This window comes from Amycolatopsis sp. NPDC058986 (assembly GCF_042741125.1).
In the GTDB taxonomy this organism is placed as follows: domain Bacteria; phylum Actinomycetota; class Actinomycetes; order Mycobacteriales; family Pseudonocardiaceae; genus Amycolatopsis.
In genome coordinates this window covers 1,886-26,002 of record NZ_JBHYJW010000094.1, presented here as the reverse complement: position 1 = coordinate 26,002, position 24,117 = coordinate 1,886, and the positions used below count along the sequence as shown (strand labels likewise).

Sequence of the window (24,117 nt, the reverse complement as noted above, 5' to 3'; positions counted from 1 at the left end):
GCGCCGGGCCGCCCGCTACGTCCACAATGGACCGATCAGCAGCGCGAGTGCTGGATGGTCTTGTAGATGTCGACGCCGTTGAAGTCGGCGGGGTTGAACGTGAAGTGCCCGCCCCAGTTGTACTTCGGCGGCGGGTTCCCGTCGTTCATGCGCGGGCTGTCGAACGTGCCCGCGCCGAACAGGTGATACCCGGCCGTGGTGTAGAAGTCGAAACTCGAGTGCCAGATGTCACCGGAGTGCGTGTGATAGGTGAACGTGGTCGCGCTCCAGTCGCCCGTCCCGTCCGAGCGGATGACCATGGTGCCGTTGTTCTGCTGGCAGTCGCCGACGTGCAGCTCGCCCCACACCGCGCTCTTCACCTCGAGCGTGCTCTTGGCCCCGGCCGGGCCGGGATCCGCCACGGCGGCCTGCGCGGCAGGAACCCCTGCCAGTAGCGCGATGCCGACGGCGGCGGTGACCAGCGCGGGCTTGAGCACCCGGGTCCTACGCTTCATGTTCTCCCCTATGCGGACTACCATCGACGGGGCGAATTCCCCGCACCAGGCGAGTATGTCGTCGCCGGGGCGCGGATCACGCACCCCAAAGGGCAGGTGCGCGTCCGGACTCTCCTGCCCGTCCCGGGCACCGGCCGGGCGGCTAAGAAGCCCAAGCCCCTTCGGTCACCGGGGAACGTCCGCGCAGCGGTTCCCACCAGTCGCGGTTGTCCGCGTACCAGCGGACGGTCTCCCGCACCCCGGCGCCGAACTCGACCTCGGGCCGCCAGCCGAGCTCCCGGCGGATCTTGCCGGAGTCCAGCAGATAGCGGCGGTCGTGTCCCGGCCGGTCCGGCACCTCCTTCTTCCACGACGCGGGCATGCCGAGCTCGGCCAGCACCAGGTCCGCGATCTCGTCCACGCTCGCCTCGACACCGGTGCCGACGTGATAGGTCTCGCCGACGCGGCCCCTCTCGAGCACCGCCGCCACGGCGCGGGCGTGGTCGAGCGCGTGAATCCATTCGCGACGGTGGTGTTTGGACGCGTAGACCGGCAGCGGCCTGCCGTCCAGCGCGTGCGTGACGAACAGCGGCAGCACCTTCTCCGGGAACTGGTGCGAGCCGTAGTTGTTGGCGCAGTTGGTGATCGTGACCGGCAGGCCGTAGGTCTCGTGGTAGGCGCGGACCGCGTGGTCGGCCCCGGCCTTGCTGGCGTTGTAGGGCGTGCGCGGCCGGTACGGCGACTCCTCGGTGAACGCCTGCTCGGCGTCGAGCGCGAGATCGCCGTAGACCTCGCAGGTGGAGATGTGATGGAAGCGGTCCACCCCGGCGCGGCGGGCGGCCTCCAGCAGGCTTTGCGTGCCGAGAACGTTGGTGCGGAAGAACAATCCGGGATCGAGCACGGCGAGACTGTTGTGCGACTCGGCCGCGAAGTTGACGATCACCTCGACGCGGTGCTCACGCAGCACCGGTTCGGCGTCGGCGATGTCCCCGCGCACGAAGGTGATCCGGTCCCGCACGTCGGCGAGGTTCGCCTCGTTGCCGGCGTAGGTCAGCGCGTCGAGGGCGACGACGTGGTCGCCGGGATGTTCGTGTACCCAGTGCCGGGTGAAGTGGGAGCCGATGAAGCCGGCCGCGCCGGTGACGAGTATCCGCATGTCAGCCTTCCTGGTCCGGTTCGGGGATGTTCGGTGCCACGCCGGGTGGTTCGGCGGCCGCCGTGGCGGGCCAGCCACGGAACTCCACGTCCAGCCGGAAGCGGTGACCCGCGTAGCGGTGTTCGGACAGGGCGATCGGCGTACCGTCCTGGCCGACGGCGAGCCGCCGGATCAGCAGGACGGGCGTGTGCTCCGGCAGTTCGAGCAGCTCCGCCTCCCGCTGCCCCGCGGTCGCGGCGGCGATACTCTGCCGGACGGTGGCGATCTGGTTTCCGTTGCGGCGCAAGGTTTCCCAGATCCCCGGATGTTCCGCGTCGGCCCGGCTGACCGGCGCCGCCAGCGCCAGCGGCACCCACTCGGTGACCACGTCGAGCGGGGTCGCGCCCGCGCGCCGCACCACTTGGGCCCGCAGTGTCTCGGCGTCGGCGGGAACGGCCAGCAACCGGGCGACGCCGCGCGGCGGGACGCCGTAGCCGTACTCGACGACCGTGCGGACGAGCGGGACCCCGGCGTCCGCGATCGCCGACGAGGCGTGCTGGAACGTGCCCAGCGCCAGCGACTGCCCGAACGACATGCCCGAAACGACGTACCAGCCCGCCCCCTTGCGGGAGGCCAGCAGTCCCTCGTCCCGCAGCTGTTCGAGCGCGCGCCGGACCGTCACCCGGCTGACGTCGTAACGGCGGCCCAGCTCGGCCTCGCTCTCCAGCGCCCCGGCCGGGCCGTGGTCGCCGAGCGCGATCCGTTCCCGCAGCTCACCCGCGAGCCACTGCGACCGCGAACCTGTCATAAACCTGTATCATACAGAAATGACAGGATGGGTCACGGCGTCCCCGGCTTCAGCAGACCCCGGCTGAACGCCTCGGCGACGGCCGCGGCGCGATCGCCGACGCCGAGCTTGCCGTAGATGTTCAGCAGATGGCTCTTGACCGTGGCCTCGCTGATGAACAGCTTCGCCGCCGCCTCCCGGTTCGTGGACCCGGCCGCCACCAGCTCCAGTACCTCGATTTCGCGGCGGCTCAACGGTCCCGTCGCCGGCGCCCGGAACCGGCTCATCAGCCGGGCGGCCACCGAGGGCGAGAGCACCGCGTCGCCCCGCGCGGCCGACCGGACCGCCCGCAGCAGCTCGTCGCGGGGCGCGTCCTTGAGCAGATATCCGGTCGCGCCCGCCTCGATCGCGGGCAGCACGTGGCTGTCCGTGTCGTAGGTGGTCAGGACCAGCACCCGCGCGGTGACGCCCTGTCTGGCCAGTTCGGTGATCGCGGCCAGCCCGTCCATCCCCGGCATCCGCAGATCCATCAGGACGACGTCGGGGGCCAGCTCCTTGGCCAGCCGCACCGCCTCGGCGCCGTCGGCCGCCGCCCCGAGCACCGCGAATTCCGGATCCCGCGCGAACATGCTGGCGAGTCCGTCCCGGACCACCGGATGGTCGTCGACGATCAACAGGGTGACCGGGCCTTCGGTGCCGGTCACGCGATCGACTCGCTTCGCGAGACAGTGCTCGATCCCTTTTGGCGCATGATATCCATGATTCGCTCGCAAGCTTCGCTCATGCGTGCGCTCCCGCGGGCTCGGCCGGGACGGACGCCGAGACCGCAGTGCCCGCCCCCGGTTCCGATTCGATCCGCACGGTACCCGCCAGTCCCTCGATCCGCTGGCGCATCGCGACCAGCCCGAACCCGCCGTCCATCCGCGCACCGCCCTCCACCGCCTGCTCGAAACCCCTGCCGTCGTCCCGGACGTCCAGCGCGACCTCCGTGTCCAAATAGGACAATGTCACGCCCACCCTTGTCGCCCCCGCGTGCTTGGCGACGTTGACCAGTGCCTCCTGCGCGACCCGCAGCAGCGCGAACTCCGCCTCCGGTCGCATCGGGCGGGCCTGCCCGGTCGTGGTGACCCGGGCCGGAATCCCGTGCAGTGCCGACCAGCGCTCGGCGACCTCCGCCACCGCCTCGGACAGCACGGCCGCCTGCAGCGGCGCCGGGCGCAGTTCGTGCACCGATCGCCGCGCCTCGGACAGGCTCTCGCGCGCCAGCCCGGTCGCGGTGCGCACGTGCCCGCGCCAGCCTTCCGGATCGTCGGCCGCGTGCTCGGCCGCCTGCAGCTGGGTGATGATCCCGGTGAGCCCCTGCGCCAGGGTGTCGTGGATTTCGCGCGCCATCCGCTGCCGTTCGCCGACCACGCCCGCCTCCCTCGCCTGGGCAAGCAACTGCTCCTGCAGTTCCGCATTTTCCGCCAGGGACGCCTCGAGCCTGCGGTTGGCCTCGGCCAGCTCCGCGAGCGTTCGCTTCCGCTCCTCGTTCTGGAGGTCGGCGCGCCAGGCGAACCAGGCGAACAGGCACAACGGCAGCACGTTCGCCAGCACGACGGCGGCGTAGACCAGCCAGCCGAAGACCGTGGTCTTCTCGACGTTGTAGGCCTGCGCGGTCCCCGCCACGACCGCCACCGCCGCGACGCACGGAAGCTGCCCCGGCCAGGGCAGGAGCCGGAACGCGTAGACGTACAACGCGGGCGTGAAGACCCCGAACCACGGAGAGCGGATCGCCAGCAGCAGGGTGAGCGCGGTCAGGACGACGACGAACACGGCCATCACCAGTGGCCGGTGCCGCCAGGCGGGTCGCAGGGTGAACATCCCCAGCATCCAGGCCGCCGACAGCGCGCACAGCACCACGTCGAACACCAGGGTGTCCGGCTCGGACCGCTTGACCAGCACCGTGAAGACCACCAGCGCCGCCAGCAGCACGTACGGCATGACGGTGATGACCGGGCGCTTCAGCTGCTCCCCCGGGTCCAGCGCGGGACTGCTCATCTGCGCCCTCCTCGGCGACCTCGCGCCCACCACGATCTCACGGCACCGGGCCTACTTGCCGAACAGCGCACGGAGGTGTTTGCCGTTGACGATCGCCACCACGCCGAGCAGGAGCAGCCCGCACACGCCCTGTTCGATCCGCAGCCACAGCGGGAACAGGCCGGGGATCGCGATGATCACCGCGATGGCGACGACCATGACGCCCGAGACGATGCGCAGCCGGAGGAAGGCTCGCCGGGACCCGCGCGCGACACCCCTGGCGAAGGCGAAGGTCAGCAACGCGCTGAGGACGACGATGGTCACCCTGACCCAGACGGCGTCGGTCACCATCGCGGTGTTGCCGCGAAGCAGAAAGATGGCGACGAGCGTCAGCACGCTGAGGCCCAGGTAGCCGGTGACGAGCAGATTGAGCCCGCGGAACGCCGTCAGGCTGCGCGGGTGCTTCAGGTCTTCTTCGGCGAGCGCGGCGGCCCGCGTCCGTGCGTTCATGGCGTTCTTCCTTCTCGACGTCGAAAGTGGACACTCCCAGCGTCGCGAAATCGCCATCGCCGGACATCGGGCGATGTCCCGGATCCAAGGCTGAAAGTCCCGTTCAGCCGGTCGGCTGAGTGACTCCGCCGACCGGCTGAGTCCGCCGCCGGTGGCGACGCACGGCGTCCCGGTTCGCGCACACGCGCGTGCAGTAGCGTTGCGCGCCGCCGCGGGTGAAATCGACGAACGCCGCCCGGCATTCTTCGAGCGCGCACCGCCCGAGCCGGTGCATGCCCAGCTCGGTGAGATGCTGTGCCGCGGCGACGCCGACGACCGCGCGCAGCACCGCGGCGAGCCGGACGCCGTCGTCGCGGTAGTGCAGATGCCAGCCCGCGCAGTCGTCGTGGTTGGTGATCCGTGGATAGGCGGCGGCCTTGGCGAGTAACGCGTTGAGCAGGTCGACACGGCGTTGCTCGGTCTCGGCGTCGACGATCTCGGCCCAGCAGACCCCCAGCGCGCGGATGTCCTCGAGGTCCTCCGGCCCGGCGGGGATGTCGGGACTGAGATACGCCCTGGCACAGCGCCGCCGGAGATCCGCGAGGTCGGCGGGTGGATCGTTGGTGATGTCGGTCACCAGCCGCAGGATCTCCGTGTAGTAATGGTTCTCACGCACAAGACCATTACACCATCGTTCCGGTCATGGGACCCGCACTCGACCGAAACCCCGTCTCCTGGCGCCCGCTCGTGGCCGCCTGCCTCGGCACGTTCCTGCTCATCCTCTACACGACGATCGTCACCGTGGCCCTGCCGCGCATCGGCGCCGAACTCGGCGGCAGCTTCGGCGCCCGGCAATGGATCGTGGACGTCTTCACCGTGGCGCTCGCCGGGCTGCTGCTCGGCATGGGCTCGCTGTCGGACAACCTCGGCCGCAAGCGGGTCTACCTCGCCGGGCTGGTCACCTTCGGCCTGGCGACGCTGGCCTGCGGGATCGCGGACTCGGTCGCCGTGCTGATCGCCGCCCGCGCCGTCCAAGGCGTCGCGGGCGCCGCGATGTTCGCGACGATCCTGCCGCTCGTCGGCCTCACCTACACCGGCCGCGCGCGGGCACGGGCGTTCGCGGTATGGGGCACGGTGGCGGGCGCCGGAGGCGCGATCGGCACCGCGGCGGGCGGTGTGCTCGCCGAACTCCTTGGCTGGCGCTGGATCTTCTTCGTCTCGCTGCCGCTGTGCGTCGTCGCCCTCGTCCTCGCCGTCACGTCGCTCGGGGAGAGCGAGCGCTCGGGCAACCGGATCGACTTCCCCGGCATCGTCACCTTCACCGTGACCGTGTCGGCGCTGACCTTCGCGGTGATCAACGGCGGCGACCACGGCTGGACCGCACCGGGGACGCTGCTCGGCGCGGGGATCGCCGTGGTGGCCCTGGTTGCGTTCGTACTGGCCGAACGCGTCCATCCGGCGCCGATGGCCCCGGCGAAGCTCTTCGGTACCCCCGCTTTCGCCGGGGTGCTGGTCGTCGCCTTCGCCTACTACTTCGCCGCTTTCGGTGCGCTGCCGGTGCTTTCGGTGTGGTTGCAGGACACCACCGGGCTCAGCCCGGCCGGCACCTCGCTGGCGCTGACCGTGCAGGTCGTGGTCTTCTTCCTGACCTCGGCGCTGATCAGCGACCGGCTGCACCGCCTCCCGCCCGGCCTCGTGCTCGGCGGCGCGACCGTCCTCATCGGACTCGGCTGCGTCACCGGGCTCGCCGCGCTCGCCGCGCCGAACTGGATCGCGCTGCTGCCGGCACTGGTACTCACCGGGCTCGGCGCGGGAATGGTGTCCCCGGTGTTCCCGGCGGTGGCCATCGCCGCCGTGCCCACCGCCTTCGGGGGTACCGCGGGAGCGGCGGCGAACAGCTCCCGCCAGCTCGGACTCGCGCTGGGTGTCGCCCTGTGCGGCACGCTCTACAGCGGCCACGGCACCGACGCGACCGGGGCGATCGGCACGGTGCTGGTGTTCTGCGGCGGAGTCGCGCTGGCAGGCGGAATCCTGACCGCGTGGCTGCTCCGGTCACGGAACACCGGCGAACCGCGCGATCGTCGGTCCGCTCCGGCCGTCCCGGCGACACGTGGCGGATGATCGCCGCGGCGGTGGCCGACGAGAATGGGACTTCCCTTCCCGGCCCCGTGGAGACACTGTGACCTACGCATTCGATCCCGAGATCGCCGCGGCCATTCCGATGCTGCCGAACACCGACCTCACGGATCTGGCCGCCGCCCGGTCGATGCTGAACGAGGCGGTCGCCGAACTGTACGGCGATGTCGACACCACCGGCGTCGCGATCCGTGAGGAGTTCGTGCCCGGCCCGGAGGGCGCCCCGGACGTCCGGGTGCGGATCTACACGCCGGAGCGGCTCGCCGCGCCCGCCGCGATCCTCGACGTGCACGGCGGCGGGTTCATCGTCGGCGACCTCGAGATCGACCACGCGAGCAACGTCGGCCTCGCCCGCGAACTCGGCGTCGTGGTGGTGTCCGTGGACTACCGGCTGGCACCCGAGGCGCCGTTCCCGGCAGGTCTCGAGGACTGCTACGCGGCGTTGGTGTGGACCGCGAAACACGCCGACGAACTCGGCGTCGATCCGGCCAGGATCGTGATCCACGGTGAGAGTGCGGGTGGCGGGCTGTGTGCCGCGCTCGCCCTGCTGGCACGGGACCGGGGCGGGCCGTCGATCGCGTTCCAGTTCCTCGGCATTCCCGAACTGGACGATCGCCTCGAAACGCCCAGCATGCGCGCGTTCGTCGACACCCCGCTGTGGAACCGGCCGCGCGCGGAACTCAGCTGGGACCACTACCTCGGCGCCGGAGTGCGCGGCACCGGGGGAGTCCCCGTCCACGCCGCGCCCGCCAGGGCGACCGACCTCACCGGCCTGCCGCCCGCGTACATCTCCACAATGCAGTTCGACCCGCTGCGCGACGAGGGCATCGCCTACGCCCAGGCACTGCTCGCCGCCGGGGTCACCGTCGAACTGCACCTGTTCCCCGGCACGTTCCACGGTTCCGCCATCGTGGAGCACGCGAAAATCAGCAAGCGGGAGGCGGCCGAGCGCCTCGCGGTGCTGGCCAGGGTGCTGGGCGTGGAACCGGCCTGACGGTCAGCCCTGAGTGGCGAGGCGGCGGGCGAGCAACGCCAGCCGGGCGCGGAAACGGTCGTCCGGTTCGTCCAGCCGCCAGCCCAGCGCGTCCTCGACGTGGGCGAGCCGGGCGGCCACCGAACTGTGATGCCGGTGCAGCACGGCGGCCGCCTGCCGCAGGGAACCCGTGCGGCAGAAGGCTTCCAGCGTCGCGACGTCGACCGCTCCGGTCGGCGTCGCGGCCAGCGCGTCGAGGGCACGGACGTCGTCGTGGGCGCGCAGCCGTTCGATCGGGATCTCCGCGAGCAGGGTGAGCGGGCCGAGTTCGCCGTGCTCGACCACCGCCTCGGTGTCCGGTACCGCGAACCGTTCGGCCAGCCGTGCCTGCAGCCACGACCACCGGGCGTCGAGCCCGTCGACCGCGTCGCCGACGCCGACCCGGACGGATCCGGCGGAACTGCGCTCCCTGGCCCGCTCGGCCAGCGCGGCACGCAGCGCCGGGACCACCACGGCGGCACCGGCCCGTGGCTGGACCACCACGGCCGCGACCCCGCCGATCATCGCCACCCGCACCGGCGGCAGCGCCCCGACCCGTGCGACGAGCGCGACCGCCGCCGCGCCCGGATCTCCGCCGTCCTCGGTGCCGACCGCCACGACCCGCACCGGCTTCGCGGCGTCCAATCCCAGTAAACGCAACGCCCGCGCGCGGTCCTCGTCCGCCGCCTGCTCCCCCAGCACCAGCTCGACGAGCGCGGGATCGGCCAGCTGTGGCGGCGTCTTCGTCCGCACGGGCCGCGCGAGCAGCCGGGCCGCGATGGCGAAACGTTCCAGGACGAGGTCGTCGAGCCTGCCCGAATCGTCCGTCCGTTCCAGCCACACCCGGCCCGCCGGATCGTCGCCGAGATCCGCGGCCACCGAGACCCGCTCCTCGCCGTCGGCCCGCTCGCCGCCCGGGCGGAACCGCAGTGGCCGTTCGCCGTCGTGTCGCAGGCCCGCCACGCATCCCGCGAGCGACGCCGTGGCGCGGACCAGGTCCGGCAGCCCGGCGCCGTGCGCGACCAGTTCGTCGAAGTAGGCGATCACCCGCACCGCCGCCTCGGCATCAGTGTCCACAGCGGACAGTCGCAGGAGGAGACCCTTCATGGGTTCAGCGTAGTGCGCGGGCGAGCTGTCTCAGGACGAGCAGCCCGCCGATGCCGGGAATCACCGCCATCGCCCGGATCCGGGTGCCCGCCTCGCGCAGGCGCGGGGTGAGCACGACGACGAACAGGTAGGTGCACCCGTGGAGGGGCCCGACGAGGGAGGACACCGCGGGCCAGTGCACGGTGGCGAGGTTGACCAGCAGGACGATCAGGGAGACCAGCTCCGCGCCCGCCACGATCCGCAACGGCCGCACGTCAGGCCCCCGTCGTCGAGCCGGGGCGGACGATCATCAGCACGGTGACCGCGGCCCACAGCAGGTTGAACATCCCGGTGTACATGGCCAGCCGCGCGGGCGCCTTCCGGTCAGGCTCCTTCCGTGCCGCGAGGCCGGTGAGCACGGCGTTCTGCCTGGGGAGGACGAGCAGCGCCAGGACGGCGGCCGCGATCGCGGTCAGGACGATCGAGACGATCAGCCAGGTGTCGCCGAGCACGCCGAGGCTGCTCGCCGTGGCCAGCCCGAACACCGGGACGAAGATCCCGGCCACGGCGTAGACGCGGCAGATGCGGTGCAGGGTGCGGAGCACGACCGGGTCGCGGTCCGGCGCGGCCGGCGCGTGGCGGGTCGCGGCGGGGAACATGCTGGCCGCGACGGCCACCGGTCCGATCGCGATGATCGCGGCCAGTACGTGGATCGAAAGCAGGACCTTGGTCACGCGCGGTTTCCTCCTCGGCTTCGGCGAGCCCGACGCTAGCCATCGCCGAAGTTCCGGAGAAGCGGCTGGATTGCCACCTTTCAACGGATTCTCGCCACCGCATCTGACCTGAAGAGAGCGGTAAACCTCCTAGTCAGCACAGTTGGCTGGAATGGCGAGGGTGCCTATGGTGTTGCCATGCACACCGTCGCGATCCTCGCGCTGGACAAGGTCGTCCCGTTCGACCTGTCCACGCCGATCGAGGTGTTCACCCGCACCCGGCTGCCCGACGGCCGCCCCGCCTACCGCGTCCGGATCTGCGGGGCCACCCCGATAGTCGACGCCGGAATGTTCACTCTCCGGCCGCGGTGGGGGCTGGCGGCGCTGGCGGAGGCGGACACGATCATCCTGCCCGGCTGCCAGGACCTCACGCCGGTCCCGGAGGAGGTTCTCGACGCCCTCCGGAAAGCCGCGGCCGATGGCACCCGCCTCGCGTCGATCTGCTCGGGCGCGTTCATCCTCGCGGCCACCGGCCTGCTCGACGGCCTCCGCGCGACCACGCACTGGCTCGCGGCCGACACCCTCGCCCGGCTCCACCCCGCCGTCGACGTCGACCCCGACGTGCTCTATGTCGACAATGGACAGTTCCTCACCTCGGCCGGCGCCGCGGCGGGCCTCGACCTGTGCCTGCACATGATCCGCCGCGACCACGGTTCGGCGGTCGCGGCCGACGCCGCCCGGCTGTCCGTGATGCCCTTGGAACGCGAGGGCGGACAGGCCCAGTTCATCGTGCACGACCAGCCACCCGTGCCGCGCGGCTCCGAACTGGAACCCGTGCTGCGCTGGCTGGAGGACAACACCGGACGGGACCTCACACTCGAGGACGTCGCCTGCCAGGCGGGCATGAGCACCCGCACCCTCAACCGCCGCTTCCGCGAACAGACCGGCACCACCCCGCTGCAATGGCTGCTGCGCGCCCGTGTCCGCCAGGCGCAGTACCTGCTCGAAGCCACCGATCACCCGGTCGACCGCATCGCGTCGCAAGTGGGATTCGGCTCTCCCACGGCGTTCCGCGAACGGTTCAAACGTGTGGTCGGCACCAGTCCCACCAGCTACCGCGCCGCCTTCCAGCGATCGGGCGGCTAAGTTCCGGCGCGGTCACCGCGGACGTGGGACTCAGCGGGCCGGTGCTTCCCGGTGGCCGGCGGCTCCTCGGTGGCCGGTCCTTGTCGCGAACGACGCGTCGCGGACGTTGATCGTCCCGAACGGAGCGTTCACGACAAGCATCGCCGCCACGGGAGCCACCGACCCCCACGGACACCCCACATCCCAGAGGGCACATTTCGCTAGCCTGCCGAACCCCTTCAAGGGAGCCTTCACAGCGCTCGGCGCCCTCGACAATCGCTTCACAGCACGACAATTCCCCAGCGACCGCTACGACGGCCCCGCACACCGGACATTCGAGTCGTCCGAACACCGGCGGCTCCAGGTTGTTCACTTCGTATGGAGCGTTCGCGAGCGCGCCATACCGGAGCCCCTGCCCCGAAGGCGTCCTACGGCGCATTCGCTCCACGAGCATCTCACCAAGCCCAGGCTTCGTCCGCACCGAAGACATCCCTGCGCGCGATAACTCTTGCCACACCAGGAATCGCCCCTACGTCGCGGCCATGAACTCTCCTTAATTCACCCGTTCGTGTCGAACGTATGTTCTAGCGACTGCGGTATGATGGTGATGTGTCCGAGAACCTGTCCACCCTGGAACCGCCGCAGGAGCTGTGGCGGCGATCCGGTCGTGCGCTCGCCGATGAGGTGCGTACCCGACTGGAGTCCCTGTGGCGCTTGGACGCCGAGCTTGGCCAGTTCCTCGCGGAGATCGAGTCGCGTGGCGTCTCCGAGCTGTACGGGTATGGGTCGACAGCGGCATGGTTCGCGCACATGGCACGAATGTCGCGGGGTGAAGCCAAAAAATACCTCGACCGAGCCCACGGGTTGAACCCCGGCCGCAACATCGACGGTACCGAACTCCCCGCCACCGCGCCAGCAACACGCGCCGCCGCACTCGACGGTGAGATCGGGCCGCACCACAGCGACCGGATCCTCCACTTCCTCAAGAAGGTCCCCGCTTTTGTGTCCGAAGAGGACAGAAGCAGCGCCGAGAAAATCCTCGTCGAACTCGCCCGCCACGCCACACCACAGGAAGTAGTCAAGGCCGCCGACGAAATCCTGGCCCGCATGGACCAGGACGGAAAAGAACCCAAGGACCCGGACCCGCCAGAGCGCAAGCCCGAGTTACGGTTGCGGCAGCGGAAAGACGGCTGGTACGACATCGACGGCCAACTCGACCCCATCACCGGCACCCGCCTCAGCACCATCCTCGACCCTCTCGCCACACCACGGCCCGCCGGGGAAGACAAGTGGCCGGATCTGCGGTCACCGTCCCAGCGGTACGGGGAAGCCTTCGGCGAAGCCATCGCCATGCTCGCCAACGTGCCCGACGTGCCGGGTGGCGACCGCGCCCAACTCCTGGTCACGGTCACGCTCGAAGACTTGAAGTCGAAGCTGGGCACCGCGTGCCTGGACATGGTCAGCACCATCACCGCCACCGAAGCCCGCATGCTCGCCTGCGACTGCCACGTCATCCCCGCCGTCCTCGGCACCAAAGGCGAACCCCTCGACCTCGGGCGCGCCAAGAGACTCGTCACCCCAGCACTACGGAAAGCACTGGTCATCCGGGACGGCGGCTGCGCCTTCCCCGGCTGTCACCGCAAACCCCGACACTGCGACGCCCACCACATAACCCTGTGGACCCACGGCGGACACACCATCCTCCGCAATCTCGTCCTACTCTGCGGCGCCCACCACCGACTCCTCCACAAAGCCAACTGGACAGTCCGCATCGCCGAAGACGGACTCCCCGAATTCATCCCACCGGACTACGTAGACCCGCTACGCAGCCCCCGAAGAAACATCCTCCACATACCCACCCCCGGTTAGTGTTGCGCATCGCGCCGCTCCGCGAGTACCGGCGACATTCGCGTCCACAAAGGACCGCCGGTCGTCTGCCATCCGCACTCCGTCAAGGATCCAATGGCCCGGCTCACGCCCGTGGGTCGGCGCTTCGGCGACCCACGACGAACCACAGCAGACTCCCCAGGAACGGCAACGCGAGAATCACGAAAAACCACAGGATCTTCGCCCCGCAGCCGATGTTCGAGCCCAGGACGCCGAACAGAGCCACCAGAAAGAAAAGGAAAAAGCCGATACTCACAGCGATCATGAGCACCCCGAGGATGTCCAGCCCCGGATCGGTCGAACCCTGGCCCACGGTGAGGACGTTCACGAGATGTTCCGACATGAAGAGTGGCAATCCTTTGGCTCGTCAGGGGCTCTGCCGGCGGCGCAGTACGCCGCGGTTCCGGGTACATCGATGGCACACCGTCCCCACTCGCGAGGTCCGATTCGGCGGACGCTGCGCGTTCGGCCAAGGAACATTGCCCCTCCACGCTCGGCAGCCCGGACGCGGGCGGCGCACGACGAGCGCGGAATTGTCGGTGGCCGGCGTTAGGTTGTCCGGCGAGGCGGAACTGAGACAGAACTACGGCAAGGAGGTGGGTACATGCACGAGGTGGCGCTACGCCCGATCGAGGACTCCGATCTGGGGACGTTGTTCGAGTTCATGCGTGATCCCAAGTCGGTCTGGATGGCCGCGTTCACCGCGGAGGATCCCGATGATCGCGACGCGTTCGACAACCACATGCGCAGAGTGCTCGCCGACCCCGACGCCAAGAACTGGGCAATCACCCGTGGGGGACGGTTCGTGGGCAGTATCGCCGCCTTCGTGCTCGAGGGCGACACCGAAATCACCTACTGGATCGACCGCGATGTCTGGGGGCAGGGCGTCGCCAGCCGCGCACTGGCGCTGTTGCTCGAAAAAGTCTCCGTCCGGCCACTGCGTGCTCGTGCCGCGAGTGACAACGTGGCCTCGCTCAGCGTCCTCCGCAAGGCGGGCTTCACGATCGTCGGCACCGAGTCCGCGTATGCGCCGGCTCGCAGGACCGAGATCGAGGAGACCATCCTTCGCCTTGACTGAACCCCATCTGAACCTACTCGGGGCGCGGCCAGCCTCTTACCCGTTCGGCTCAACCCCGTCCATCCACATCGGACATGGTCTCGACCGGGACGTCGAAGGCGAGCGCGAGCCGGTCGCCGGTGGTGTACGGCCGCCAGCCGAGCACACCGTCCGGGTCGGGATTTCCGGTGGCCACGAAGGAAAGCCAGGCGGTCTGGGTCCGTTCGACGAGGTAGCGGTGCTCCTCGGCGGTCCCGCCGATCAGTGGCGAGCCCTGCCAGGCGTCGAAAGTGCCGAACAGGAAAGGGAGTTCCGCGCAGTGAGCCGCACCGAGCCGTCCGTCCGCGTCATCACCCGGGCGGCGCCACCAGTACACGTGTGCCGGAGCGCCGGTGCGGGCCCGGTGTTCGGCGAGATCGAAGCTTCCGGCCACGAAGCGGTCCGTGATCACCTGGCCGAGCACCCGTGCGGGTGGGTCCGCCGGGCGGGCCGCCGCCAGCCGCGCGTACTCCTCGGCGAGGTCGCCGGTGAGCCGGGGCGGCTCGCCGGTCGCCCAGAGCGACTGCGCTTCGGGGAAGAAGAGCCCTTCGTCCGCCGTGCAGCCGATCATCAGGTCGATCCCGTCGAAGCTGCCCGCCAGCGCGGCCCGCCCCGGCGCGGTGGTGAGGACCGTGCCGTCGACGACCGGCACGAAGGCCCGGTCCTCGTAGCTGGGCGCGTCCCAGCGCCGGGCCGTCTCCAGCTGGGCCGCCAGCACCTGCTCGGCGCTCAGCGAGCGCAAGGCCTCGATGTCTTCGCCGACGCCCGCGCAGGAGCAGAAGATCTTGGTGGCCTCCTCGGCCCGGGCGAGATCGTGACCGTCCATGGTGAACGGTGCGCTCTGCAGCACGGCCCTGCCGAACAGGGACCGCGCGTGCGGCATGGTCGCCAGCGCGAGGATCGAGCACGCGCCCGCCGACTGCCCCGCCACGGTCACCCTGGCCGGGTCCCCGCCGAACGCGGCGACGTTGTCGCGCACCCACTCCAGCGCCGCGACCTGATCCAGCAGGCCGAAGTTGGCGCCGGGCCGCTGCCCTGGCAAGGACAGGTATCCCAGCGCACCCAGCCGGTAGTTGACGGTCACCACGACGACGTCGCCCCGGTGCGCGAGTTCCCGGCCCGAGTAGCACGCGGCCGAGCCCGCGCCGGTGGCGAATCCGCCGCCGTGCAGCCACACCAGCACCGGCAGCCGGTCGCCCCGCTCGGCCGCCGGGGTCCAGACGTTCACGGTCAAGCAGTCCTCGGACGTTCCCGGCAGCGCCGCCGGAACGGCTCCGCCCGGCACCCCCGCGAGTGACTGGATCGGCGCGGGGCCCGGGCGATCGGCGGGCCGGACGCCCTCCCAGGACGCGGGTCGTTCCGGCGCGGCGAACCGCAGTGCTCCCAGTGGTGCCGCCGCATACGGAATACCGAGGAACGCCGCCACCCGGCCGTCCCGGCACCCGCGCACCGCACCGGTTTCGATGGTGACCACGGGGTTCTCGTCCTGCTCGGCCATGTCGCCTCCATGCGCTTCGCTCGCTCTACCTCCACACAACCCGGGCGGAGACTCACCGGCGCCCTGACGCCGCCCCTGATGCACGAAAGACGACATCCCATCAGCCATACAGACGGAAACGCGACAACGACGTAAGCTCGCCCCATGCCCACCCTCGACGACGTGGACCGCAAGCTGGTCGCCGCCCTCCAGGTGAACGGCCGCGCGAGCTGGGGTCGGGTCGCGGCCGCCGTCGGTGTCTCGGAACGCACCATCGTCCGCCACGCCGGACCACTGCTGGGCAGCCGCGCGGTCCGGGTGACCGCGGTCCGCAACCCGATGTGCCTGCCCGGCGTCGTCCCGCTGGTGCTGCGGCTGCGATGCAAGCCGGGGCGTACACCGCTGGTCGCGGACGCGGTCGCGGCGCTGTCGAGCACGCTTGAGGTGCTCTACCTCGAAGGCGGCGACGAGGTCTACGCGGTCGTGTTCGTCCCCGGCCCACGGGAGCAGCGTTCCTTGCTGCTCAAGGAGCTTCCCGCGATGACCTCGGTGACGTCGTGGCGGACCCACCGGCTGCTGAAGATCTTCCCGGAGTCGCTCGGCTGGCGAGCCCCGCTCCTCGACGAGGACAAGACCGCCGCGCTCGCCCCCGCCGTCGTCTTCGATCCGCCGAAGACGCCGTCCGAACAGGACGGTATCGACCTGCGATTGGTCGAACTCCTCGCCGCCGACGGCCGGACGCCGTACTCGGATCTCTCCAGGGCCACCGGGATCTCCGAGTCCACCGCCCGGCGCAAGGTGGCCCGGCTGCTGGCGGGCAGCATCATCCGGCTGGCCACCGAGGTGGACGCCGAGCTGCTCGGCTACCGGATGGAGGCCGTGCTGTGGCTGTCGGTCCGGCCCGCCGGGCTCGCTCGCGCCGGCGGGCTGCTCGCCGCCGAACCGGCGACCCGGCTGGTCGCGGTGACCAGCGGCAGCTCGAACGTCGTGGCGACTCTGGTCGCCCGCGACGTCGACGAGCTGTACGAGGTGATCACCGGAACGCTCGGCGAGCTGCCCGACATCAGCCAGTTCGAACTGACTCCGGTGCTGCGCGCGGTCAAACGCGCCGGGACGGTGCTCGGCTAGCGCTCCCCACCGCGAAACCGGACCAGGCGGTGAAGCCGCCTTCCAGATCGGTGATGTCGGTGAACCCGCGCGCCCGCAGCAGGGACGCGGCGGCAGAGGAGCGGTAACCACCCGCGCAGTACACGACCGTGGGCCGCTCCGGGTCCAGTTCGCCGAGCCGGTCGAGGAGTTCCGGCAGCGGGAGAAGCACCGCGCCCGGCACCACACCGCTCGCCCGCACCTCCCCCGGCTTACGGACATCGACGACCTGCCGTTCGCGATGGACGTCGGCCAGGTCCGCAGGCGTCATCCGCACGGCCACCTGCCCAGCGGCCAGCGAGGCGTCGATGCAGCCGATGACGCGGTCGAAACCGATGCGTGCCAAGCGGTTCCGGGCTTCGGTCTCCTTGCCCGGCGAGCAGACGAGCACCAAAGGATCTTCAGCACGAAGCACCTGTCCCGCCGTCTCGGCGAAGCGGCCGGTGAGTCCGGCGTTGATCGCGCCCGGCAGGTGGGAGCGGGCGAACTCGGCGGCGTCCCGGGTGTCGAGCACGACCGCGTCCGGGCCCACTTCCATGGGCAGCAGATCCGGTACGGGCTCGTGCTCGGCGAGGGTAGGGCGCTGCTCGCGGTTGCGCACCGAGGTGAAGGCGAAGTACGCGGGCGCGGGCGATTGCCCTTCGCAGACGGTCCGGACGAAGTCGTCCTCGGTCATCGGGGCGAGTGCGTAGTTGGCCCTCCGCTGCACCCCGATCGTGCTGCTCGTTTCGGGGGAAAGGTTCTTTCCGCACGCGGAACCCGCGCCGTGTGCCGGGAAGACCCGGGTGCCGTCGGGCAGGGTGAGCAGCTTCCGCACCGACCGGTACAGGGCCCTGGCCAGCGCGTCGGACGACCAGCCGTCCGCGCCCAGCAGATCGGGACGGCCGACGTCGCCGACGAACAGCGTGTCACCGGTCAGCACGCCGTACGGGACGGCCTCACCATCCCAGACGACGATGCTGACGGATTCCGGCGTATGTCCCGGCGTGTGCAGGATCTCCAGCTCGACGTCGCCCAGCGAGATGCGCTGTCCGTCGGCGAGCGGGTCGACCGGGAAGTCCACGCGCGCGGCGTCGCCGTAGCAGATCCGCGCACCGGTGGCCGCGGCCAGTTCCAGGTGCCCGGAAAGGAAATCCGCGTGTACATGGGTTTCGACGACCCGCTCGATCCGCAAACCGTGCGACGCGGCGTCGGCGAGGTAGCCGCTGACGTCCCGCCGCGGGTCGACCACGACGGCGCGCCCGGTGCCGCGGTCGCCGACGAGGTAGGACGCCTGGGACAGACAGTCCACATAGTACTGTATGAAGACCAGGTTTCCGGTGCCGGACAAGGAATTCTCCTGTTCAGAATCGGCCGCGCAGCATGAGGTTCCAGTACAGGAACGGCAGCCCGCGGCGTTTGAGGTACCACATGTCGGTCCGTTCCCTCGTGGTGTCGAGGAACGGGATGCTCGGCGCCGGGCGCATCGAGTAGTCGAACTCCGCCAGCAGCGTCCTGCGCCGCGCGGTCGTCAGCGGGCACGACGCGTATCCCCCGTACCTCGCCGGAAGCGGGGCGCCGCGCTGCGCGGCGAGCAGGTTCGCCACCACGACCGGGGCCTGTTTGCGCACCGCCGCGCCGGTCTTGGAGTTGGGCGAGGATCCGGCGTCGCCGAGCGCGAAGATGCCGGGGTGGCGGACGTGCCGGAGGGTGTGCTTGTCGATCTCGACGTATCCGCCGGGATCGTCCGGGCTCGCCAGCCCGCTCTTCCGGATCCAGTCCGGTGCGCTCTGCGGTGGCACGAGATGCGCCATCGTGTAAGGCAGCGCGAACGTCGCGCCGGTGGCGAGACTGCGTACCGTCAGTTCGCGGACGTCCGCCCGTACCGCCGTGACCTCGCTCTCGAAGTGCACAGTGATGCCGTAGCGGCGCACCACCTCCGCGAGAACGCCGGCGTACTCGGGAATGCCGAACAACCCGGGCGTGGGCAGGACCAGGTGCACGTCGACGGCGCCGAGCACACCCGCGCGCCGCCAGTGGTCCGCGGCGAGGTAGGCGATCTTCTGCGGGGCGCCGGCGCATTTGATCGGGCCCGCGGGCATCGCGAACACCGCCGTGCCCGACCGCGTGTTCCGGATGGCGTTCCACGTCGCGGGCGCGGACTCGTAGGCGTAATTGCTGCCCACACCGTCCATTCCGAGTGCGGGACGCAGGCCGGCGATCCCGTCCCAGTCCAGCCGGATCCCGGGACACAGCACCAGTTGTTCGTAGCCGAGAACACTCCCGTCGGCGAGCACGACCTCACGGACATCCGGGTCGACCCGTTCGGCCGCTTGCCGGATCCACCGCACCCCGCGCGGCATGACCGACGCCTGCGGTCGTGCGCTCTCCTCGATCGGCGCGTGCCCCGCACCGGCGAGGGTCCACAGCGGCTGGTAGTAGTGCGTGACAGCGGGATCGACCACGACGACGTCGTTCTGGCCCGCCCGGCGGAGCCGTGCCGCGACAGTGATTCCCGCGGTACCACCGCCGATGATCACGACGCGGTGCCGTGTTCTCCTCACCAGGACCACCTCCCCGGACCGAATGTCCGGGAGGAAACGTTAAGGTGCGGTCGTTTCGCGGCTCAACCAAATGTAGGGACATTTCGACCCGGGGAGAGTGATGGCAGGCACCGCCCGTGAACCCCTGTGGCGGCAGGTCCAGAACGCGGTACTCGAACGGCTGCGGGCCGGGGAATTCGCCGAACGCTTCCCCGGCGAACTCGAACTGGTCGCCGAATACGGGGTCAGCCGCACGACCGTGCGCCGCGCGCTCGCCCAGCTGCGTGCCGACGGGGTGGTGAGCGCCGAACGCGGAAAACGTCCGCGGCTGCACCCGACACGCGACGTCGAGCAGCCGCTGGGCAGTCTCTACAGCCTGCACGCCGCCGTCCGCACCACCGAGCGCACCCAGCGCAGCGTGGTCCGCAGGCTCGAGGTGCACGTCGACGGGGTCATCGCCGATCACCTCGGGCTCGACGGCTCCGCACCGCTCGTCCACGTCGAACGGCTCCGCCTGGCCGGGGAGGAACCCCTCGCACTGGACCGGGTCTGGCTTCCGGCGGATCGCGCGGCCTGCCTGCTCGACGCCGATCTCACGCACACCGGCGTCTACGCCGTGCTGGCGCGTTGCGCGGATCTGCGGCTCGATCGGGGCCGGGAGACGATCCGCGCCGTCGTTCTCTCTCCCGCCGACTGCGCGACGCTCGGCTGCGCACCCGGTTCGGCGGGGCTGTCGATCCACCGGCTCAGCCACGCCAAAGGCGTCCCGGTCGAATGGCGGCACACGCTCGTCCGCGGCGATCGGTTCACGCTGACCGCGACGTTCACCGGCGCGGCGGGGAGCTGACCTCCGGCGTTTCGTCGACCGCGCCCTGGAGTTCCCAGGTTCCCCGGCGCCGCAGCACGAACAGGTAGTAGAGGGCGAACACGACGGCGATCCCGAGGGTGACGAACAGGCTCGGGCGGCCGATCTCGGGGTCGCGGAAGTTCTGGTACACGACATAGCCGATGGCGACGAGCGCGAGGATCGGGGCGACCGGGAACCACGGCATGCGGTACGCGGCGTGCGCGGTGGAACCGTTGCGGCGCCCGGTCATCGTCGAGACGCAGAGCGCGGCGTACACGGCGATGATCGTCGTCGAGGTGACCACCAGCAGGAAGGTCTTGTCGGCGAAGCAGAACGCGGTGCCGACCGCGCCGGTCGCGAGGGTGGCGATCCACGGGCTGCCGAAGCGCGGATGGATCTTCGCCAGTGCCCTGCTGACCGGCGACGGCCAGGCGGCGTCGCGGCCGGTGCTGAACACCATCCGGCCGGTAACCAGCACGATGGCGAGGACCGCGTTGAGGATGGCCAGCGCCACGGCGAGGCTGATGACGTCGTTCAGCACCGATCCGCCGCGGGCGGTGATGAAGTAGTCCATCATGTTCTCGGCACCGAACAGGTCGGGCAGCGAAGGCGAACCGAGCAGCACGGCGGTGACCGGGATCAGCTCGGCGGCGACCGTGATGCCCAGCGCCCACAGGATGGTCTTGGCGATTCCGCGGTGCGCGTCGTGGGTTTCCTCGCCGAGGTACACGGCCGCGCCGTACCCGTTGTAGGCGAAGAGCGCGACCGCGCTGGCGGCGCCGATCAGCCCGATCGAAGCCGCGACGACCGTGCCGTTCCCGCCCGAGACGACCGGATGCACCGTGAGCTCGGCCAGCGACCGCTGCGGATGCCAGAAACCCAGCACGCTCACCACGACCAGCGCGATCATCTCGATGGCCAGGAAGGTCCCGGTCACCCAGGCGTTGAGCTTGATGTCGAACACGGCCAGCACGGTGGCGACGACCGTGGTCACCGCCGCGACCGTCGGGGCGTGCAGACCGGGAAAGAGCACCGAGAGATAGGTGCCGACGCCGAGCGCGATCACCGCGATGATGAGCAGCTGCGAGACCATGAACAGGCCGAGGACGACGAATCCGGGCAGGCGCCCGAAGGTCCTGGCCACGATCGCGTATTCGCCGCCGCTGAGCGGATACGCCGAGCCGAGTTCGGCGTAGACGAAGGCCATGAAGACCCCGACCACGCCGGCGATCACGAACGCCAGGAACGCACCCGTCCCGGACTGGGTGACGACGCCAGGGGCGATGATGAAGACCGACGACGCCGGGGAGATCGCCGACAGGGTGATGAACAGGGTGCCGAGGAGCTTGAGGCCTCGGTGCAGGTGCGCGGCCATGGATGCCTCCTGAGCCGGGTTCTTTGAGAGTGCATCAAAGAACTGTGACCGCGCCCACGTCAACCCCTTCAGTGGTAACGACTGCGTGTCGGAGGTCAGGTCTTGAGTTTTCTGACTCTTGTGTAGAGAATCACCGACATGGCCAGACCCAGCAGGGCGCACGAGAAACGCGCCGAGCTCATCGATGCCGCCCGGGAGGCGGTCCTGCGGCGCGGCGTCGTCGACCTGCGGCTGCGGGACGTCGCCGAGCAGGCGGACATGTCGACCGGTTCGGTGCTCTACTACTTCCCGGCGCTGTCCGATCTGCTCCGCGAGGTGCAGCGGGAAGCCGTCGAACGGTTCTGCGTCGACCGGGAGGAGGCCGCACGGCGCGAGCCCGATCCGCGGCGCAAGCTGCTCGGGATGATCCGCGCCGGGCTACCGTCCGGTCGCGACGACGAACTGTGTGTCCTGCTCTACGAACTCGGCGCGTTCGCCCGCCGCGATCCCGCCTACGCCGCGCAGCACATCCGGCTGTGCGAACGGCAGGTCGCGCTGTACTCCACCATTCTCGAAACGGGCGCGACGACCGGCGTGTTCACCCTGACCCGCGACGCGGCCACCGTCGCCCGTCAGCTCGTCATGCTCGAGGACGGCATCGGCCTGCACCTCACCCAGTCCGTGCCGACCTTCGACGCCCGCCAAGCCGAAAACCTGCTGCTCGCCTACGCCTGCGACGCGACCGGCTGTGATCTGGAAGGTTCCCGCGCATGAGCGACGCTTGCGAGCGAATCATGGATATCATGCGCCAAAAGGGATTCAACACTGTCTCGCGGAGCGAGGCGATCGCATGACTAGGCCTCGCGAACTCGGCCTTCCGTTGCCCGGCCTGACCGGGCCGCACAACGCGATCACCGACGTGCCGGGTGTGGAGGTCGGCTACCGGACGCTGGTGGAGGGCGAGGCCGTCCGCACCGGGGTCACCGCGATCCTCCCGCGCGGCAGGGCGGACGTCGACGTACCGTGCGCGGCGGGCTGGTTTTCCCTCAACGGCAACGGCGAGATGACCGGCACGTCCTGGCTCAGCGAAACCGGATCGCTCCGCTTGCCGGTGTTGATCACCAACACCCACGCCGTGGGCCCGTGCCACCGCGGCGTGATCGACTGGGTCGTCCGCGAGAAGCCGGCGCTCGCCGAGCAGTGGCTGCTGCCCGTGGTCGCCGAGACCTGGGACGGCTACCTCAACGACATCAACGGGCCGCACGTCCAGCCCGCGCACGCGATGGCCGCGATCGACGCCGCGCGGTCCGGCCCGATCGCCGAGGGCTCCGTCGGCGGCGGCACCGGGATGAACTGCTACGCCTTCAAGGGCGGCAGCGGCACCTCGTCCCGGATGGTCGCGCACGGGCCGGACAGCTACACCGTCGGGGCGTTCGTCCAGGCCAACTTCGGCTCCCGCCGGGAGCTCACCGTATGCGGCGTACCGGCGGGCACGGCGCTGGCCGACGACAATCCGATGGAGGACACCGACTGGCGGACGCCGCCGGGGGCCGGTTCGGTCATCGTCGTCATCGCCACCGACGCGCCGCTCCTGCCCCACCAGTGCACGGCGCTCGCGCGGCGGGTCCCGCTCGGCCTCGCCCGCACCGGCACCACCGGGTCCCATTTCTCCGGTGACATCTTCCTGGCGTTCTCCACCGGCAACCCCGGCGCGCTGACCAGCGGTTTCCCGGACGGCGAGCCCGGCTATGAGCAGCTGCGGTTCATCCCGTGGAACCGGCTCGACGTCTTCTTCGAGGCCGTTGTCCACGCGGTCGAGGAAGCGGTGCTCAACGCGCTGTTCGCCGCCGACACGATGATCGGCCGCGCCGGCCACCGCTCCCCCGGCCTCCCGGTGCCCCGCCTGCTCGAACTCGTCAGCTGATCAGCTCCACTTCTGGTTGTCGTCGGCCGAGCACGGCCTGGTGACGAGCTTGCCGCCGCCGATATCGGTGAGACACCGTTTGGTGGCCTGGTTCTGGAACCGCAGGTACTTGCCGGATTTGGTCACCACCCAGCTCTGGTACTTCGAATTCGGGTTTCCGCCCGGCCAGCAGGCCAGCGGGCGGAGGCCGAATTGGTCGCTGTCGTCGAGACACCGCCCAGTGGCGAGATTCTTCAGCTGCCGGGTCTTGTCGTTCCAGACATGGACGTTGAACTGCTGGAACTTCAAGGTGTTGCAGCCGAAGGTGCGCAGCCCCGCCGGGATGCTGTCGTCGATGCACCAATGGCTTTTGGCGTTCTCGAACCTGTTGACAGCATCGGAAATCCCCGCTTCCTCGGCGCTCGCCGAGGCGGCCAGCCCGACCGTGGCGAGCATCGCCGCAACCGGGACGAGCAGTAACGCACGAACAATCTTCATCATTTCTCCCCGAGTTTTTCCCACCCTGAACACTGATCGCCCCGGCCAGTGTCCTCGCCGGGCGCAGCGCGGGAACAGTCCCCGATAGTGGGACGACCCCTCTGGGAATAACCCGGCTTCTTCCCGTTTTCCGTATTACTCACCGGTGTAGGTGAAACAACGGAACACACCGTGCCCATATCGGTTCGCCGAATACTCCGCCCACGCATAGGTATTCAAACCCCCGGGTATCGCTAATGCGGAACTCGGCCGTCACTGAGGAACCCGGACCCACGAGCGTGGGACTCGCTCGCCAGGGTGACAAGGGTGTCCCCGAGTGCGGTGGATGCACCGCGGGCATCCACGCCCGACGTGGGCCACCGACGCCGAGCGGACATGGAAGTCCACCAAAACGCCCGCGGAGCAAAAAAAA

Annotated in this window: 25 protein-coding genes; 9 read left to right on the top strand and 16 right to left on the bottom strand. The window is 70.0% G+C overall.

Features of this window, described 5'->3' with window-relative positions; all coding sequences use genetic code 11:
• Positions 1–35 precede the first annotated feature (35 nt).
• From ACFW0G_RS42980 to ACFW0G_RS42950, 7 genes are all read right to left on the bottom strand, one after another.
• A complete protein-coding gene (locus tag ACFW0G_RS42980; protein ID WP_378331328.1) occupies positions 36–494 on the bottom strand; it encodes a DUF6294 family protein in 459 nt (152 codons plus the stop codon).
• Between the two features lie 142 nt (positions 495–636).
• Positions 637–1,629: a dTDP-glucose 4,6-dehydratase gene (gene rfbB / locus ACFW0G_RS42975; RefSeq protein WP_378331327.1), complete on the bottom strand. Its 993-nt coding sequence runs from the start codon at positions 1,627–1,629 to the stop codon at positions 637–639.
• A gap of 1 nt (position 1,630) precedes the next feature.
• The gene (locus ACFW0G_RS42970) at positions 1,631–2,416 is read right to left on the bottom strand and encodes a GntR family transcriptional regulator (RefSeq protein WP_378331326.1); all 786 of its coding nucleotides are present in this window, start codon (positions 2,414–2,416) and stop codon (positions 1,631–1,633) included.
• 32 nt (positions 2,417–2,448) lie between these two features.
• Positions 2,449–3,099, bottom strand: coding sequence for a response regulator (locus ACFW0G_RS42965; protein ID WP_378331325.1), 651 nt, complete (start codon positions 3,097–3,099; stop codon positions 2,449–2,451).
• A gap of 76 nt (positions 3,100–3,175) precedes the next feature.
• Complete coding sequence (locus tag ACFW0G_RS42960) at positions 3,176–4,435, bottom strand: sensor histidine kinase (RefSeq protein ID WP_378331324.1); 1,260 nt, start codon at positions 4,433–4,435, stop codon at positions 3,176–3,178.
• A 51-nt stretch (positions 4,436–4,486) separates the two neighbouring features.
• On the bottom strand, positions 4,487–4,924 hold the full coding sequence (locus ACFW0G_RS42955; RefSeq protein ID WP_378331323.1) for a hypothetical protein: 438 nt from the start codon (positions 4,922–4,924) through the stop codon (positions 4,487–4,489).
• A gap of 103 nt (positions 4,925–5,027) precedes the next feature.
• Complete coding sequence (locus ACFW0G_RS42950) at positions 5,028–5,579, bottom strand: CGNR zinc finger domain-containing protein (protein WP_378331322.1); 552 nt, start codon at positions 5,577–5,579, stop codon at positions 5,028–5,030.
• Between the two features lie 26 nt (positions 5,580–5,605).
• Between ACFW0G_RS42950 and ACFW0G_RS42945 the strand changes: the two genes are divergently transcribed.
• Both ACFW0G_RS42945 and ACFW0G_RS42940 read left to right on the top strand, forming a co-directional pair.
• Entirely contained in the window at positions 5,606–7,024 is a 1,419-nt protein-coding gene (locus ACFW0G_RS42945) for an MFS transporter (protein WP_378331321.1), read from the top strand.
• A 58-nt stretch (positions 7,025–7,082) separates the two neighbouring features.
• Entirely contained in the window at positions 7,083–8,033 is a 951-nt protein-coding gene (locus ACFW0G_RS42940; RefSeq protein ID WP_378331320.1) for an alpha/beta hydrolase, read from the top strand.
• Positions 8,034–8,036: 3 nt separating this feature from the next.
• On the opposite strand, the gene ACFW0G_RS42935 is transcribed toward ACFW0G_RS42940, so the two are convergent.
• From ACFW0G_RS42935 to ACFW0G_RS42925, 3 genes are read right to left on the bottom strand one after another with little or no spacing between them, the layout of a single operon-like run.
• Positions 8,037–9,158: a PucR family transcriptional regulator gene (locus ACFW0G_RS42935; protein ID WP_378331319.1), complete on the bottom strand. Its 1,122-nt coding sequence runs from the start codon at positions 9,156–9,158 to the stop codon at positions 8,037–8,039.
• 4 nt (positions 9,159–9,162) lie between these two features.
• Positions 9,163–9,411 carry a DUF3817 domain-containing protein gene (locus ACFW0G_RS42930; RefSeq protein ID WP_378331318.1) on the bottom strand — a complete coding sequence of 83 codons (249 nt, stop codon included), beginning with the start codon at positions 9,409–9,411 and terminating at the stop codon, positions 9,163–9,165.
• 1 nt (position 9,412) lies between these two features.
• A complete protein-coding gene (locus ACFW0G_RS42925) occupies positions 9,413–9,871 on the bottom strand; it encodes a DUF2269 family protein (protein ID WP_378331317.1) in 459 nt (152 codons plus the stop codon).
• A gap of 177 nt (positions 9,872–10,048) precedes the next feature.
• Between ACFW0G_RS42925 and ACFW0G_RS42920 the strand changes: the two genes are divergently transcribed.
• On the top strand, positions 10,049–10,996 hold the full coding sequence (locus ACFW0G_RS42920) for a GlxA family transcriptional regulator (protein ID WP_378331316.1): 948 nt from the start codon (positions 10,049–10,051) through the stop codon (positions 10,994–10,996).
• A 588-nt stretch (positions 10,997–11,584) separates the two neighbouring features.
• Complete coding sequence (locus ACFW0G_RS42915) at positions 11,585–12,844, top strand: DUF222 domain-containing protein (RefSeq protein WP_378331315.1); 1,260 nt, start codon at positions 11,585–11,587, stop codon at positions 12,842–12,844.
• A gap of 103 nt (positions 12,845–12,947) precedes the next feature.
• On the opposite strand, the gene ACFW0G_RS42910 is transcribed toward ACFW0G_RS42915, so the two are convergent.
• Positions 12,948–13,190: a PLD nuclease N-terminal domain-containing protein gene (locus ACFW0G_RS42910; RefSeq protein ID WP_378331314.1), complete on the bottom strand. Its 243-nt coding sequence runs from the start codon at positions 13,188–13,190 to the stop codon at positions 12,948–12,950.
• Positions 13,191–13,466: 276 nt separating this feature from the next.
• Between ACFW0G_RS42910 and ACFW0G_RS42905 the strand changes: the two genes are divergently transcribed.
• A complete protein-coding gene (locus tag ACFW0G_RS42905) occupies positions 13,467–13,940 on the top strand; it encodes a GNAT family N-acetyltransferase (RefSeq protein ID WP_378331313.1) in 474 nt (157 codons plus the stop codon).
• Between the two features lie 49 nt (positions 13,941–13,989).
• Here ACFW0G_RS42905 and ACFW0G_RS42900 read toward each other — a convergent pair whose 3' ends face one another.
• Complete coding sequence (locus tag ACFW0G_RS42900) at positions 13,990–15,456, bottom strand: carboxylesterase/lipase family protein (RefSeq protein ID WP_378331312.1); 1,467 nt, start codon at positions 15,454–15,456, stop codon at positions 13,990–13,992.
• Positions 15,457–15,600: 144 nt separating this feature from the next.
• On the opposite strand from ACFW0G_RS42900, the gene ACFW0G_RS42895 reads away from it, so the two are divergent.
• A complete protein-coding gene (locus tag ACFW0G_RS42895) occupies positions 15,601–16,563 on the top strand; it encodes an Lrp/AsnC family transcriptional regulator (protein ID WP_378331311.1) in 963 nt (320 codons plus the stop codon).
• On the opposite strand, the gene ACFW0G_RS42890 is transcribed toward ACFW0G_RS42895, so the two are convergent.
• Together ACFW0G_RS42890 and ACFW0G_RS42885 are read right to left on the bottom strand one after the other, a co-directional pair.
• Positions 16,535–17,911, bottom strand: coding sequence for a rhodanese-like domain-containing protein (locus ACFW0G_RS42890; protein WP_378331310.1), 1,377 nt, complete (start codon positions 17,909–17,911; stop codon positions 16,535–16,537). The genes ACFW0G_RS42895 and ACFW0G_RS42890 overlap by 29 nt on opposite strands.
• 13 nt (positions 17,912–17,924) lie before the next feature.
• Positions 17,925–19,124 carry an FAD-dependent oxidoreductase gene (locus tag ACFW0G_RS42885; protein WP_378331309.1) on the bottom strand — a complete coding sequence of 400 codons (1,200 nt, stop codon included), beginning with the start codon at positions 19,122–19,124 and terminating at the stop codon, positions 17,925–17,927.
• Between the two features lie 100 nt (positions 19,125–19,224).
• Here ACFW0G_RS42885 and ACFW0G_RS42880 point away from each other — a divergent pair, with 100 nt between their 5' ends.
• Complete coding sequence (locus ACFW0G_RS42880) at positions 19,225–19,950, top strand: GntR family transcriptional regulator (RefSeq protein WP_378331308.1); 726 nt, start codon at positions 19,225–19,227, stop codon at positions 19,948–19,950.
• On the opposite strand, the gene ACFW0G_RS42875 is transcribed toward ACFW0G_RS42880, so the two are convergent.
• Positions 19,928–21,325, bottom strand: coding sequence for an APC family permease (locus tag ACFW0G_RS42875; RefSeq protein ID WP_378331307.1), 1,398 nt, complete (start codon positions 21,323–21,325; stop codon positions 19,928–19,930). The two genes, ACFW0G_RS42880 and ACFW0G_RS42875, sit on opposite strands and share 23 nt — an antisense overlap.
• 138 nt (positions 21,326–21,463) lie before the next feature.
• Here ACFW0G_RS42875 and ACFW0G_RS42870 point away from each other — a divergent pair, with 138 nt between their 5' ends.
• Together ACFW0G_RS42870 and ACFW0G_RS42865 are read left to right on the top strand one after the other, a co-directional pair.
• A complete protein-coding gene (locus tag ACFW0G_RS42870; RefSeq protein WP_378331306.1) occupies positions 21,464–22,078 on the top strand; it encodes a TetR/AcrR family transcriptional regulator in 615 nt (204 codons plus the stop codon).
• 76 nt (positions 22,079–22,154) lie between these two features.
• Positions 22,155–23,228, top strand: coding sequence for a P1 family peptidase (locus ACFW0G_RS42865; RefSeq protein ID WP_378331305.1), 1,074 nt, complete (start codon positions 22,155–22,157; stop codon positions 23,226–23,228).
• Here ACFW0G_RS42865 and ACFW0G_RS42860 read toward each other — a convergent pair whose 3' ends face one another.
• A complete protein-coding gene (locus ACFW0G_RS42860) occupies positions 23,229–23,705 on the bottom strand; it encodes an RICIN domain-containing protein (protein WP_378331304.1) in 477 nt (158 codons plus the stop codon).
• Between the last annotated feature and the right edge of the window lie 412 nt (positions 23,706–24,117).

Excerpts from the sequence above, each read along its gene's own strand:
- ACFW0G_RS42960 (WP_378331324.1), bottom strand. The coding sequence starts at position 4,435 with ATGAGCAGTCCCGCGCTGGACCCGGGGGAGCAGCTGAAGCGCCCGGTC.
- ACFW0G_RS42905 (WP_378331313.1), top strand. The coding sequence starts at position 13,467 with ATGCACGAGGTGGCGCTACGCCCGATCGAGGACTCCGATCTGGGGACG.
- ACFW0G_RS42935 (WP_378331319.1), bottom strand. The coding sequence starts at position 9,158 with ATGAAGGGTCTCCTCCTGCGACTGTCCGCTGTGGACACTGATGCCGAG.
- ACFW0G_RS42875 (WP_378331307.1), bottom strand. The coding sequence starts at position 21,325 with ATGGCCGCGCACCTGCACCGAGGCCTCAAGCTCCTCGGCACCCTGTTC.
- ACFW0G_RS42980 (WP_378331328.1), bottom strand. The coding sequence starts at position 494 with ATGAAGCGTAGGACCCGGGTGCTCAAGCCCGCGCTGGTCACCGCCGCC.
- ACFW0G_RS42880 (WP_378331308.1), top strand. The coding sequence starts at position 19,225 with ATGGCAGGCACCGCCCGTGAACCCCTGTGGCGGCAGGTCCAGAACGCG.
- ACFW0G_RS42860 (WP_378331304.1), bottom strand. The coding sequence starts at position 23,705 with ATGAAGATTGTTCGTGCGTTACTGCTCGTCCCGGTTGCGGCGATGCTC.
- ACFW0G_RS42920 (WP_378331316.1), top strand. The coding sequence starts at position 10,049 with ATGCACACCGTCGCGATCCTCGCGCTGGACAAGGTCGTCCCGTTCGAC.
- ACFW0G_RS42895 (WP_378331311.1), top strand. The coding sequence starts at position 15,601 with ATGCCCACCCTCGACGACGTGGACCGCAAGCTGGTCGCCGCCCTCCAG.
- ACFW0G_RS42900 (WP_378331312.1), bottom strand. The coding sequence starts at position 15,456 with ATGGCCGAGCAGGACGAGAACCCCGTGGTCACCATCGAAACCGGTGCG.
- ACFW0G_RS42955 (WP_378331323.1), bottom strand. The coding sequence starts at position 4,924 with ATGAACGCACGGACGCGGGCCGCCGCGCTCGCCGAAGAAGACCTGAAG.
- ACFW0G_RS42865 (WP_378331305.1), top strand. The coding sequence starts at position 22,155 with ATGACTAGGCCTCGCGAACTCGGCCTTCCGTTGCCCGGCCTGACCGGG.
- ACFW0G_RS42870 (WP_378331306.1), top strand. The coding sequence starts at position 21,464 with ATGGCCAGACCCAGCAGGGCGCACGAGAAACGCGCCGAGCTCATCGAT.
- ACFW0G_RS42945 (WP_378331321.1), top strand. The coding sequence starts at position 5,606 with ATGGGACCCGCACTCGACCGAAACCCCGTCTCCTGGCGCCCGCTCGTG.
- ACFW0G_RS42970 (WP_378331326.1), bottom strand. The coding sequence starts at position 2,416 with ATGACAGGTTCGCGGTCGCAGTGGCTCGCGGGTGAGCTGCGGGAACGG.
- rfbB (WP_378331327.1), bottom strand. The coding sequence starts at position 1,629 with ATGCGGATACTCGTCACCGGCGCGGCCGGCTTCATCGGCTCCCACTTC.